Raw genomic sequence first — 12,987 nt, forward strand, 5'->3', positions numbered from 1 at the left:
TCATGAGAAAGGACCAGCGGAGCTGGCCCTTTTTTTGTAGGAACACGTCTTAGCCCAATACTTCCTCTTCCTTTAATGTGGCCATCGGCTGGAGAAAACGGTGATCAAACGCTCGCAGCGTGCCCCCCTCCCGTATCTTGTTCACCCAATCCGGATTGGCCAGTGCGCTGGTTCCGACGGCGATCAGATCGGCTGCTCCTGCAATAAGCATTTGTTCAGCCCTTTCAGGATCACCCAGTTTTCCATTGGCGATCACGGGAAGGCCGCTGTATCGTTTGGCGAGCTCTGCAAGGGTCGGCCCCCCATCCGAGAAGGCGGGCATCCATGCCTTATACTCGGTCGTATGAAGGTAACTGGCGGAAGCTGCGGCCAATTCCCCGAAGATGATTTTTGCATCTTCTTCTCCATGAGCCCATTTGTGGTCAAAATCGTTCACCTTCCCTTGCGAAATGCGAACGCCGACCAAATAATCCGGGCCAACAGCGGAGCGGATGGCTCTAAGGACTTCTACAGCGAAGCGGATACGCCGGCTTGTCGCGCCGCCATAATCATCCGTGCGCCGGTTTGTATAATCCGTAATAAACTGATCGAGCAGATAGCCGTTGGCGGCATGAATCTCCACACCGTCAAATCCGGCATACTTAGCGCGGAGAGCGGCCTGCTTGAAGCCTTCGATCGTTCTTTGAATCTCTGCCAGCGTCATAGCCTTTGGAACAGCGAACTCGCCGCTGCCCCCGTGATCCTCCAGCATCGTTCCAACAGGCTGCACCGCAGACGGTGCGATCGGAGTGAAAGCATGATGCTGGACTAACGCGCCTGCATGCATCAGCTGGGCAATGATTTTCCCACCTTCCCGGTGCACGGCCTCAATGATCGGTATCCATGAATCGGCTTGTGCTATGCTGGCGATACCGGGCTGATGATGATAACTCCGGCTGAATTCCTCATCCGGGTACAAGCCCTCCGTGATGATCAAGCCGAATCCCCCTTTTGCAAAACGGGAATAATAACGTGCCATACGATCGTTAGCCACTCCGTTCGGCTCCGCACTGGTGCGTGTCATCGGCGCCAGAACCGCCCGATTCGGAAGCGGTAGGGTACCTAGCCTATAACCGTTAAAAAGTTTCGGATATTGCTTCATATTTAAAAACCTCCCTTTATTTTTTATAACGGACCTTCTTTTACACCTGGTTGTTGACCTGAGATGATTGTATCCTGCCTGTTCAATACCGTAAAATGATTGCTATAGATGAGCTCATTAAAAAAATTGATGGATTGAACCGGAGGTTTTGGGGGATGGAGCTAACCGACTTGAAAGTGTTTATGGCCATCGTTAGGGAAGGCAGCATTACCCGCGCGGCTGAGAAGCTGGGCTATGTACAGTCCAACCTCACTACAAGGGTGCGAAAGCTGGAATCGGAGTTGGGGGCGCAGCTGTTTCTTAGGACACCGAAGGGGGTAGTCCTCGCCGAGAAAGGACTTGTTTTGTATCAATATGCCTCGGACATTCTCATGCTGGCCGAAGAGGCAGCCAAGGCTGTCAAGGAGCCTGACTATCCTTGCGGTCCACTGTCGATCGGCGTGGTGGAGACGATAGCTTCAACGGCACCATTTATTCAGGCGCTGTCCGAATTTCAGACCGAATACCCTGAGGTGAGCTTGTCATTGGTGACTGCAACTTCGAAGGAAAATTACGAGAAAGTTTTGGATCGGCGCTTGGACGGCGCCTTCTTGACCGGAGAGTTTGAACTGTCCTCGTTGCAGGTCGCCTTTGAAATACAGGAAGAAGTGGTGCTCCTAACGCCTGCAGGTCAAGGAACAGAAGCAATTGCTAAGACGGGGAATCCTGCATGGGTCGTGTTTCCGAAGGGCTGCCCACTGCGTGCTGCGAACGAAGATTGGCTCCATAGCCAAGAGGAACAATGGATGAATATGATCGAGGTCAGCACTTTGGAGACAATGCTAAATTGCGTTCGTGCGGGAATCGGCAGTGCGTTTCTGACCCGGATGGCTGTGACTGCGACTGCGGATGAAGATGGTGTACGCATGCATCCGGTTCCCGAACGATACCAATTTGTGACCACGCGATTGGTGTCCCGGAAGGAGCAGTTCCAAAGCCAAGCGTTCCTTGCTTTCGCCGCATGTGTACAAAGGGCAGGACAGCGGTTTAACTTGGCAGGCTATGCAAACGTTTAAGAGTAAAAGATACCTTCTGATTTGATCCCATACTAAAGCCTTCATACAGAAAGGCAGGATCAGGCAGCGCATAGGGAGGATGGACCTGGCTGTCTCCGGGCATGTTAAGGGAAAACAAGTGGGGAGATGAAGCTAGGATGTCCAGAAGAAACCGAAAATACGCGGTGCCAGGGGTTGCCAGGGACATGCAGACGTTTAAAGCAGAAGTCATGCGGCGCGAAGGGTATGACGTGGACCCGAACCGGCCGGATGACGTGAAGTACGAAGTGGCCAAAGACCTCGGCGTGCCGCTCAGTCCGGACGGCAACGGCGAGCTCACGACAGAATCGGTCGGCCATGTCGGGGGCAAAATCGGCGGCTCGATGGTCCGCGAGATGATCCGGCTGGCCCAGCAGCAGCTGGCGGAGAAGGACGGGCAGAAGTAGCTGCATTAGGCTGTGGCATGGCATGGCGGCTTCTCTTAGTGAGCAAGGATTGCGCTGGAGTCTCCGAGGCTTATACTTTTTTATATGTAAAAAAGGCACCCCAACGGGTGCCTTTATTTTTATTCTATCTCGCTATCGTTACAGTCGGTCGCTTACCGGTCCCTTGTTCAATGGCTGTACTGCTCAGCCCAGCTGCACATCAAACGTCGTTTTCTCGTTCGGCACGCTCTTCACGGATATTTTCCCTTTATGCTGCTCGACGATCGATTTAGCGATCGCCAGGCCAAGGCCATATCCGCCGTGCTTGCGGGAGCGGGAGGCGTCGACGCGGTAGAAGCGGTCGAAGATGTTGTCTAAATGCTCTGGGGCGATGCCCTCGCCCGTATTCGTTACCCGCAGCAGCAGATGGTTATGCTGTTTCTTCAGGCTCAGATGGATCGAGCCCCGTGGATTGGTATATTTGACGGCGTTGTCCAGCAGGATCATGACCACCTGCTTGATCTGCTCACTGCTGCCGGTCAAGGTCAGACGCGGCTCGATATCGTAAGTGAAAGACAGCTCCTTTTCGAAAATGACCGCTTCCATCGTAAGAATGACGCTTTCGACGGCTTCGCTGAGATCAAACGGCACGAAGATCATAAGGCCCCGCGCATCGTCCATCTGCGTCAGGTACAGGAGATCGTTCGTGAGCGTCTTCATGCGCTCGGTCTCTGATTTAATATGCTGAAGCCATTTCGACTGCGACCGAATCGTCTCCTCGCTGTTGGCCAGCAGCACATCAGCGTTCGTGTTGATGACCGCAAGCGGCGTCTTCAGCTCATGCGAGGCGTCCGCGATAAACTGCTTCTGCTTGTCGAAGGCTTCGCGGACTGGCTCGATGGACCGGTTGGCGAAATATCGGCTCGTCAGATAGATGACCGCCAGCATGACCAGCGCCACGATGGAAAAGGTGTAGATCAGGTTGGTGATGATTTTCAGCTGTGCCGTCACGTCCAGGAATACGATGGAATAGCCGCTGGGAGTCTGCTGAACGCTGTAAGCCCAGCGCGTTCCTTCGAGCGTAAACTGGGCGTTGCGGACGGGCTTGGATGCAGCCTCTTCCTTGGCCGTCTCATAGAACGTATCCTCCATATCAAACCTCGTGTTCTTGGACAGGAGGTTCCAATCCCGGTCGGTCTTCAGCTCGAAGGATACCGACAGCTCCGGAGGGGGGATCTGCCCTTCCCGGGGGCGGCGTAGATCGGTATCTCCCGTGGCAGGCAGCTCTCCGCCGATGCCTCCGGAACCTTGGGCCTGTGCGGCGCTGCCGCCCGTGCCGGACAGGCTGACCGTTTTACCGCCGCTTCCGGTCTGCGCCAGCGAAGCCCCGCCCTGCCCGGAGCCTTTCCCCGGGCTTTGCTTTCCGGGCCCGCCGTCCTTGTGGTAAAACTCCGAGACGCGATCCAGTTCCATGCCGATATCGCGGCGCACGTTTTGATAAGTAATGACGTAAATCGTGGCAAAGGCGACCAGCATGATGATGGTGATGATGACCATGTTCATCAGCAGGAACCGGTTGCGCAGCTTCTTGAACATTAAGAAGTCGCCTCCAATACATAGCCGACGCCCCGGATCGTGCTGATCCGAACCGAGGCGTTCAGGAACGCCAGTTTTTTCCGCAGAAACGAAATATACACTTCCACATTATTGTGCTCCGCATCGGAGTCAAAACCCCACAGCTTCTCGATCATCTGCTCCTTGGACGTCACCGCCGACTTTCGCAGCATCAGCAGTTCGAGCAGCTCGCACTCCTTCAAAATCAGCTTCAGCTCCTTGCCGTTGCAGCTCAGCTTGAGCGTGGACGTGTTCAGCTCGATATCGCCGAATTTCAGGCCGTCCTCGGGGACGACTTCGCCCTTGCGGCGCAGCGCCGCCCGGATCCGGGCAAGCAGCTCGCCCGTCGAGAACGGCTTGGCGACATAATCGTCGGCCCCGCAGTCCAGCCCCGTAATCGTGTCCGAAATTTCGCCTTTGGCAGTGAGCATGATGACCGGCGTTGCGATGCCTTCGGCCCGGATCGTCTTCAGCAGCGTAATTCCGTCCATCCCCGGCAGCATGATGTCGAGCAGCAGCAGATCATAGATTCCGCTGAGGGCGTTATCCAGTCCCGTCTGGCCGTCATGGACGGCATCGACGGAGTAATGGTTTTTCTTCAAAATCTGGGTCAGTGCCTCGGCCAGGTTAACCTCGTCTTCCACTATTAATATCCGCATGATCGTAATCTCCTTCATACCTCTAGTGCAGCGTTATTGTCCCTTAATTATAAGAAGCGAACCTTTAATCAACCTTTAACGCCTTGAACGGCAGCCTTTCGGGCTGCGGCCGGGCGGACCTGAACCTCAGCTCCTTCGCTTGTCCCCTTATTGTACAATGGTGCACTTGTTTTGTAATCGGCATGTAAACGGTATGTTATCGCAATGTTTAAGATTCGTTAAAGGTTAAGCCATTAAGCTACAAACATGAAGGGCGATGACCCCGGGTGAATCTGCATAAACGAAAGGAGCGACATGACGATGGCTATTGAAGTGTTTAACCGGTATGAGAACAAGTATCTGATGGACACCAAGGCTTTTTACAACATTTACAACGACCTGATGGCATATATGGAACCGGATGAAAACAACAAGGACAACAAGTTCTACACCATCAGCAACTTGTACTACGATACGGAGCATCATACGCTCATTCGAACGAGTTTGGCCAAGCCCAAGTACCGGGAAAAACTGCGGATTCGGTCGTACGGCGTGCCGGAGAGCGATGCCAAGGTATACCTGGAGCTGAAGAAGAAGGTGTTCGGCCTGGTGAACAAAAGAAGAACCTCGCTCAAGCTACATGAGGCATATGAGTTCGTCCGGACGGGGGTGCCGCCGGAATTCCGGAAGGGCATGAACCGCCAGGTGGTCAGCGAGATCGAGTATTTTCTGAGCCGGTACGAGCTGAAACCGATGGTGTATCTGGCGTACGACCGCATCGCCTTGTTCTGCAAGGGGAACCGCGATCTGCGGATCACCTTCGACACCAACATCCGCTCGCGGCGTTACGATCTTGCGCTAGAGGCCGGGGATTACGGGGATCAGCTGATGGAGCGGGGACAGTGGCTGATGGAGGTCAAGGCTGAGAAGACCGTTCCGGTCTGGCTGTCCAAAATGCTCTCCGAGCATCAGATGTACCGTACAAGCTTCTCCAAATACGGGAACGAGTATAAAAAATCGATACGCCATGCTAATGCACCAGTTGTGGAAAGGGAGAGAGTTGTTTTATGATCGATTCTATTTTGAATTCGTCCGCTGCGGACACGACCTTATCGTTATCTCATGCGCTTCTGACGCTGGCCATCGCCATCGTACTGGGTGCCATTATCAGCTTCACTTACATGAAAACACAGCCTGCCTATTCGCCGAGCTTCACCTTAACGATGATGGTGCTGCCGGCAATCGTGGCCATCATCATTATGCTGATCGGCAGCAACATCGCCCGGGCGTTCAGCCTGGCCGGCGCCTTCTCGATCATCCGGTTCCGGAGCGCGCCGGGAGATTCGAAAGACATCTCCTATGTCCTGTTCTCGATGGCAGCAGGGTTGTCCGCAGGCGTTGGCGCTTTTGGCTATGCGGTGCTGTTTACCGTGATCCTCTGCGCGCTGATGTACGTGCTGAAGCTGATTAAATTCGGCACCCGCAAAGACGCGATCAAAACGCTGAAGGTGACCATTCCTGAAAACCTCGGTTATGAGGAGGCATTTGAGGAGATTTTCCGCAAGCACAACGTTGAGTATGAGCTGAAAAAGGTCAAGACCACCGAGCTCGGCAGCCTCTATGAGGTGGTCTACTCGGTGAAAATGGGGCCGCAGACGAACCAGAAGGAATTTCTGGACGCGATCCGGACCCGCAACGGCAATCTGGACATTACGCTGACGATGAGCCCTGCGGTGCAGGAATATTAAACGAAACGAGGTTGATCCGATGAAACATTCCTATAAAACAAAATTTGCCGCGATTCTGATCCTGTCGGCCATGCTGGCCTCCGGGTGCACGACCAATGCGGCGAGCAATACGACGACAGCGGCGGACGGCACGGCGACCGAGGCGACGGCAACGACGACGGTGAATGCGAGCGAAGCGAACGCGAAGCTGGCCAGCCTGAAAATCAAGGATCTGGTGGAGTATGACGCCGACGATACCACGGTAGATTGGTCAGCCGGCGACTCCAGCGTCATCAATCTGAACGGGACGGACGCGACCGTGACGGGCGCAGGCGCAAAGTCCAGCGGAGGCGATGTAACAATATCCTCGGCCGGAACGTATGTGATCAGCGGCAAGCTGCAAGGCGGCAGTATTGTGGTCGATGCAGGTAAAGACGACGTCGTGCGTCTGGTGCTGAACGGCGCGCAAATCGCGAGCTCGGACGGCCCGGCGATCCAGGTTAAGCAAGCCGGCAAAACGGTGCTGACGCTGCCGAAAGGGACGCAGAACACACTGTCGGACGGCACGAAGTATGCGGATACGTCCGATGAGGCGCCGACGGCGGCCCTGTTCAGCCAGGACGATCTGACGATTAACGGCACCGGCCAGCTGACCGTGCAGGGGAATTACAAGGACGGCATCACCAGCAAAGACGATCTGAAAATCGTCAGCGGCACGCTGAGCGTCAACGCAGCCGACGACGGCATCATCGGCCGCGATCTGGCCGCCGTCAAAGCGGGCACGATCAACGTCAACGCCGGCGGGGACGGCTTCAAGACGACTTATGACGGGGACAAGACCGATAAAGGGTACCTGCTTATCGAGGATGGCACGTTCCATGTTGAATCTGGAAGCGACGGCTTTCAGGCGGCGGCTTCTCTGCTGATCGCCGGCGGTACCTATGATGTGGTAACCGGCGGCGGCAGCGCGAACGCCGAACCGCATCAGGAAGAAATGCCGATGCAGCGCCCTGATTTCGGCGGCCAGTCAGGAGCGGACGGACAGGGAAGTGAGTCCGGTGCCCAAGGCACAGACAGCGGTGCGGCTGAGGATTCGACTAGCGGCGACGCGGCATCGGCTTCGGGATCGGCTAAGAATTCCACATCCCAGGTGAAGGATGACACCGCTGCGAGTACGAACAGCAGCAGTGGAACAGACGCGGATGCGGCGCAGACGGAGGACGAGGAAAGCGAGTCCACGAGTTCGAAAGGACTCAAGGCAGAGGCAGGCATCGCCGTTTCGGGCGGCACGTTCACAATCGACTCGGCGGACGATACGGTGCACAGCAACGGCAGCATCCTCGTTTCCGGCGGTCAGCTGGATCTCGCGACCGGCGATGACGGCATTCACGGCGACGTATCGATCGTCATTTCCGGCGGCAAAGTGAACATCAAGAACAGCTACGAAGGCATTGAGGCCACGGATATCAGCATCGCCGGCGGCGAAGTGAACGTCGTCGCGAGCGATGACGGCGTGAATGCTTCCGACGGCAGCGGCAGCTCGGAAGGGCCGGGCGGCATGTTCGGCGGACAGCCGCCGGCAGGCATGCCGGGACAGGCGCCGGATCAAGCGGCCGGCAGCCAAGGACAGACGGGCGATCAGGCGCAGTCCGGAACGTCTGCGCAAACGGGCAGCAGCTCGTCGTCCGGTACGGGCCAGGCGCAGTCCGATGCACAGGCGAATGCGGGCAACGAGGCGACGGCGCAAAGCGGATCGGCTGACCAGAACGGCGCCCAGCAGCGTCCGGATGGCCAAGGGATGCCTGGCGGCCCTGGCGGAAGCGCCGGCACCGCACAGCTGACGATCAGCGGCGGCTACCTGACGGTGAATGCGCAAGGCGACGGTCTGGACGCCAACGGCTCCATCACGATGACCGGAGGCACCGCGATCGTGAATGGTCCGACATCGGGCGGCAACGGCGCCCTTGATTATGACGGTACGTTCGAGCAGTCCGGCGGTCTGCTGGTTGCCGCGGGCAGCGCCGGTATGGCCCAAGCGCCATCCGAATCGTCGTCGCAGCAGTCGGTGCTCATGACGTTCCCGAGCACGTTGAAGGCGGGCACGCTGGTGACGCTGTTCGACAGCGCAGGCACACCGGTCCTGAGCTTTGCACCGGCTAAAGACATCCAGACCATCGTCATTTCCACGCCGGATCTGAAGTCCGGAGAGACCTACGCCTTCTACACGGGCGGCACCTCGACAGGCACGTTGAAGGATGGCTTGTACACGGGCGGCAAGCTGACCGGCGGCACGAAGGTCGTCAGCTTCAAGCTCGGTGACACGGTCACGTATGTGAACGAATCCGGCGTGACCACTGGCGGCGGTGGATTTGGCGGCGGCTTCGGCGGCGGCGGCCGGGGTCCGGGAGGCAGAGGAGGAGCGAACGGTAGCGGATCGGGCGCGAGCGGTCAAAGCGGCGCATCCGGTACCAGCGGCAGCGGCAGCACATCCGGTAACTCCAGCGGCAGCGCGTCCGGCAGCGGAACAAGCAGTACTGGACAGTCCGGAACGTCGGGCTCCGGCAGCTCGGATAATGCGGACACAGGCACATCCTCGATCTAATGACCGGCACGAAGTAACGAGAAAATGCGGTGATATGCACCGGTAACGAAGAGCCCCCATTTTTAATGGGGGTTCTTTTTGCGGTGGTGTGGCTGGGTGCTGACGAAGGGAGGTTGCTTTTTCCCCGAATGTTCGCTTTACTATATACGAAAAAAGTACAGAATATTATATATAATAGATTGATTTACGGAGGTCCTTGGGAATGGCGAAAACGATCGTGGAGAAGTTGAACCTGCAAAAATATAATAAGACGGCGGTACTGCATCAACCGGAAGGGGAGGATCTGCTGGCCGGTCTGGAGTCGTATGATACCGAGCTGAAGGACGGCGGTTACGATCTGATTTTCGCCTTTGTGCTCGATATGGAGTCTCTGCAAGGGCTTGTGCGGAAGGTGATTGACGGCGATCATCTGAACGTAGGGGGATATTTGTACGCAGCGTATCCGAAAAAGGGAAACAAGGTGTACTCCACCTATATTCACAGGGACGAGCTTCTGGAAGGGTTAGGCGCGGATGAAAATGGATTTATAGGGACAAGCAGCATCAAATTTGCGCGTATGGTCGGATTGAATGACGTGTTTACGGTCGTCGGCCTCAAAGCGGAGAAGCCAAGCAAAAAGCAGCCGTCCTCCAAACCGAGCCAATCCGTTGGCGATTATGAAGCCTTGATTCCGGAGGTGGAGAAGGATCTTCAGGATGCCCCGGAGGTGCTCGCCTTCTACCAGTCCCTTACACCGGGATACCGTCGGGATTGGGCCCGGTACATTTACAGCGCGGTACAAGAGGAGACCCGGGAGAAGCGGCGCGAGGATATGAAAACGGCTCTGGCGGCGGGCTATAAAACGATGGACTTGTATCGGAGAAGATAGGGAGGCGGCTTGGGATGAAGTCGAAGCAGGGCTTGGACATGCTGGAGCGGGTAAGGGGCATCTGCCGTCCGCTGCCGGAGGTGGAGGAGATTGTTGACGGCTTTGGCCACAACGTCATGAAAGTCAGAGGCAAAACATTTGTCATGATGGGGGAAAACGAGGGCGTTCCGAGCCTTTCGTTCAAATCGACCAAGGAAGAGCAGTTCCTGCTGCTGCAGCAGGAAAGCTACGTTAAAACGCCTTATATCGGACAACACGGCTGGGTTTCCGTGGATAAATCATCCGTCCCGGACTGGGACGAGCTGGCCGTGCTGATCAAGGAGGCGTATCTGCTGGCGGCGCCCAAACGGTTGGTGAAGCAGGTCATCGAAGGCGCATAATTTTGGAGTTTAGCACAGAACTAGAAACATATTCCTTTCTCCGGACGTCTATAATCTAGGCGGTCCCTGGCAGATCGATTGAGCTAGGTTCGTCTGAGATGAGATAAAATTTCTGAGGGTAAGGAGAAGTTTCGATGTCGACAAAAATCAAGTTAACGAGTTTACTGCTGTCTGCGGCTTTGGTATGCGGGGCGGTACCGGCTTTTGCCGCGGAGAAGGCGGCTCCCAAGCCTTTGAGCCAGACCTTCGACCAGATGGTCATCATTCCTTATGATTATCACGGAAAAGCTTTTATTAACGGGGAGAAGACCGACCTTTACGGTGATTATGACATCGTCCAGCGCAGCGGAAGGGTCCTGGTGCCGATCCGCCTGATGGGAACGCTGGCTTCGCAGTTCCGTTCTCAGGGGGAGTGGCAAACGATTTGGGAAGCGAAAAAACCGGATGACGTTACTTTTGTGAACTATGGGCTGAAGAAAACGATCAAGTTCAAAGTGAACAGCACGACGATGCTGGTGAATAACGAGTCCAAAAAGATGGACGTGGCTCCGCAGAAAATCGGCGGCCGGGTCGTTCTGCCCCTAAGAAGCGCAGCGGAGGCGCTGGGCAAAAATATCCAGTGGCTGGACGGTCTGATCGTGATTGGAGACGAAGTCGTTGACGAGAAGAGTGCCGAAACGCTGGCTGTTAAAAACCGTATCCTGACCCAGCTGAAGGATACCCGGAAGCCAGTAGTGGACGAGAAAAGGCTGACGCCGATCACCAAATTTGGAGACACGATCTACTACACGAAACCGATCTATCAAAGCAGCGGCATATTGGAGCGTCTATACCGTAAGACTGATGGCAAAAAGGAAATCCTCGTTGACATTCCTGGGGAACCGGTGTTGAGCAGTGCTAAGGTCATCGGGCACGATCTGTATTTCGTATCGACGGTGAGCAACCAAGGGGTTCTGTATGCTTTGGACCTGACCAACAATAAAGTCCGGAAGGTGAGCTCGCTCGCGGATTGGAAGCCGTCGGACGGCTGGCTGCAGAATGTCTCGATGATTGACAATGAGCTGTACGTGAACCTTCATAGCGGCGATCTTACGATGGGATCGGAGACATTGTACCGAGTCCTCAATGGTGCCCTGAAAGAGGTAACAGGTGCCAAAAGTTTGATCGGCCCTGTCAAATCGGGCGATTTCCTGTATCTTGCTGATTTTAACATTATGGGCAAAACCGTCGATAACTTAAGCCGGGTTAATCTCAAGACTGGGGAGAATAAGGCGATCGGCAAGGATGATTTCGTCTATGCCATCAACCGGAAGCAGCATGACGGGGGCGGGACCAGCTATAGCGCTAATGACGCCATTTACGTCAAAGGGGGCTTTGTGTACGTGCTCGGTTACAATGACAGCGATCCAAAGGATGAGGGCTCGGTGTACAAAGTCAACCCGTCTGACCAGACGCAGGTGAAGCTTACTTCTGCCGCCGGTCCGTTCTGGATGGTGGATAACCAGATTTATTATGTAGACGGTGCGACCGGTTATTTGGCAAAGACTGATGTGAACGGAGCAGAGCCAAAAACCGTGATCTCCAGAAAGGTACTGAATGCCCAGCTGTTGAACGGCAGCTTGTACTACACCTCGAACGATGCCGGCAGTTCCTACGATCCAGGCGTTCTGTACCAATATGACTTCGCGACTGGCAAGGAAATCAAACGCAGCGACAAGCCGGTAAGCTCTTACTACATTGGAAAGAATGCGATTTACTATCTGTCGGAAGGCTATGATCCTGGTATCTACAAGATTGATGCGAAGGGGAGCACACGTCTGGTATCCGACCGGATTCAAACGGCAAAGCTTACGGATGAAGGGTTGGTGTACACCTTGACCTACAAGGAAGGGGTTTATTCGGTAAAATAAACCGATTCCGTTGGTCTGCCCGGGTAAACGGGCAGGCCATTTTATTTTCCTGCCAAAAGGAGTGGTGACCATGTATGAGCTGAAAACGAAAGAAACCGATGACAGTGTGCTCGACTTCATTGAACAGGTGGAGCATCCCGGCAAGAAGCAGGATGCGTATTGGCTGCTGGACTTTTTTACAGAGACGACGGGGTATCCTGCGAAAATGTGGGGGGCGAGCATCATCGGCTTCGGTTCGTACCACTACAAGTATGCTTCAGGTCACGAAGGGGATGCGCCGCTCGTCGGCTTTTCACCCCGCAAAGCCAAGATCAGCCTCTACTTCGCCCCTGGTGAAGAACAGCGTGAAGCCCTCCTGAAGGATTTGGGCAAGCATACCTCCGGCAAAGGCTGCGTCTACATCAACAAGGTTGCGGATATTGATGCAGACGTGCTGAAGGTTCTGATCCAGCAGTCGGTAAAGCACTTGCAAGAAACCTATCCAGCTGGGGAGTGACAGCAGGCTGCCGGGGTCACAGAGTCGTGTCGATAGGCGGTAAAGCTCGTGCAGAAGGTGGCGAAAATTAGCGGATTTTGCTAAAATACTTCTTTCGCTTTGGCGGGACGCTCCTTTATACTTGCTCTATGAGTTTTACTGCGCTGACAACA

General features: G+C 55.2%; 12 protein-coding genes. 9 read left to right on the forward strand and 3 right to left on the reverse strand.

The window, feature by feature from the left end:
- Window positions 1-49: 49 nt before the first annotated feature.
- The gene (locus ABID47_RS22015) at window positions 50-1,141 is read right to left on the reverse strand and encodes an NADH:flavin oxidoreductase (RefSeq protein WP_354499892.1); all 1,092 of its coding nucleotides are present in this window, start codon (window positions 1,139-1,141) and stop codon (window positions 50-52) included.
- A 155-nt stretch (window positions 1,142-1,296) separates the two neighbouring features.
- Between ABID47_RS22015 and ABID47_RS22020 the strand changes: the two genes are divergently transcribed.
- Entirely contained in the window at window positions 1,297-2,196 is a 900-nt protein-coding gene (locus ABID47_RS22020; protein ID WP_354499894.1) for a LysR family transcriptional regulator, read from the forward strand.
- A gap of 137 nt (window positions 2,197-2,333) precedes the next feature.
- Window positions 2,334-2,621 carry an alpha/beta-type small acid-soluble spore protein gene (locus ABID47_RS22025; RefSeq protein WP_076172276.1) on the forward strand — a complete coding sequence of 96 codons (288 nt, stop codon included), beginning with the start codon at window positions 2,334-2,336 and terminating at the stop codon, window positions 2,619-2,621.
- A 183-nt stretch (window positions 2,622-2,804) separates the two neighbouring features.
- Here ABID47_RS22025 and ABID47_RS22030 read toward each other — a convergent pair whose 3' ends face one another.
- Window positions 2,805-4,196: a sensor histidine kinase gene (locus ABID47_RS22030; RefSeq protein ID WP_354499896.1), complete on the reverse strand. Its 1,392-nt coding sequence runs from the start codon at window positions 4,194-4,196 to the stop codon at window positions 2,805-2,807.
- On the reverse strand, window positions 4,196-4,873 hold the full coding sequence (locus ABID47_RS22035) for a response regulator transcription factor (RefSeq protein ID WP_076172272.1): 678 nt from the start codon (window positions 4,871-4,873) through the stop codon (window positions 4,196-4,198). The genes ABID47_RS22030 and ABID47_RS22035 overlap by 1 nt, the downstream gene beginning before the upstream one ends.
- 300 nt (window positions 4,874-5,173) lie before the next feature.
- Between ABID47_RS22035 and ABID47_RS22040 the strand changes: the two genes are divergently transcribed.
- The 7 genes from ABID47_RS22040 to ABID47_RS22070 all read left to right on the forward strand — a co-directional run bounded on the left by ABID47_RS22040 (window position 5,174) and on the right by ABID47_RS22070 (window position 12,835).
- Complete coding sequence (locus ABID47_RS22040; RefSeq protein ID WP_116233271.1) at window positions 5,174-5,923, forward strand: polyphosphate polymerase domain-containing protein; 750 nt, start codon at window positions 5,174-5,176, stop codon at window positions 5,921-5,923.
- Window positions 5,920-6,600, forward strand: a complete 681-nt coding sequence (locus ABID47_RS22045; RefSeq protein ID WP_354499899.1) for a DUF4956 domain-containing protein — start codon at window positions 5,920-5,922, stop codon at window positions 6,598-6,600. Before ABID47_RS22040 ends, ABID47_RS22045 begins: the two co-directional genes overlap by 4 nt.
- 19 nt (window positions 6,601-6,619) lie before the next feature.
- Window positions 6,620-9,181 (forward strand): carbohydrate-binding domain-containing protein, encoded by a 2,562-nt coding sequence (locus tag ABID47_RS22050; protein ID WP_354499901.1) that lies wholly within the window; start codon window positions 6,620-6,622, stop codon window positions 9,179-9,181.
- A 202-nt stretch (window positions 9,182-9,383) separates the two neighbouring features.
- Window positions 9,384-10,049 (forward strand): YdeI/OmpD-associated family protein, encoded by a 666-nt coding sequence (locus ABID47_RS22055; protein ID WP_354499903.1) that lies wholly within the window; start codon window positions 9,384-9,386, stop codon window positions 10,047-10,049.
- Window positions 10,050-10,063: 14 nt separating this feature from the next.
- Window positions 10,064-10,429: an MmcQ/YjbR family DNA-binding protein gene (locus ABID47_RS22060; RefSeq protein WP_116233275.1), complete on the forward strand. Its 366-nt coding sequence runs from the start codon at window positions 10,064-10,066 to the stop codon at window positions 10,427-10,429.
- A 134-nt stretch (window positions 10,430-10,563) separates the two neighbouring features.
- Window positions 10,564-12,339 (forward strand): DUF5050 domain-containing protein, encoded by a 1,776-nt coding sequence (locus ABID47_RS22065; RefSeq protein ID WP_354499905.1) that lies wholly within the window; start codon window positions 10,564-10,566, stop codon window positions 12,337-12,339.
- A 70-nt stretch (window positions 12,340-12,409) separates the two neighbouring features.
- Window positions 12,410-12,835: a DUF1801 domain-containing protein gene (locus ABID47_RS22070; protein ID WP_354499907.1), complete on the forward strand. Its 426-nt coding sequence runs from the start codon at window positions 12,410-12,412 to the stop codon at window positions 12,833-12,835.
- Window positions 12,836-12,987 lie beyond the last annotated feature (152 nt).

Source organism: Paenibacillus favisporus, from assembly GCF_040545415.1.
GTDB lineage: Bacteria > Bacillota > Bacilli > Paenibacillales > Paenibacillaceae > Paenibacillus_AQ > Paenibacillus_AQ favisporus.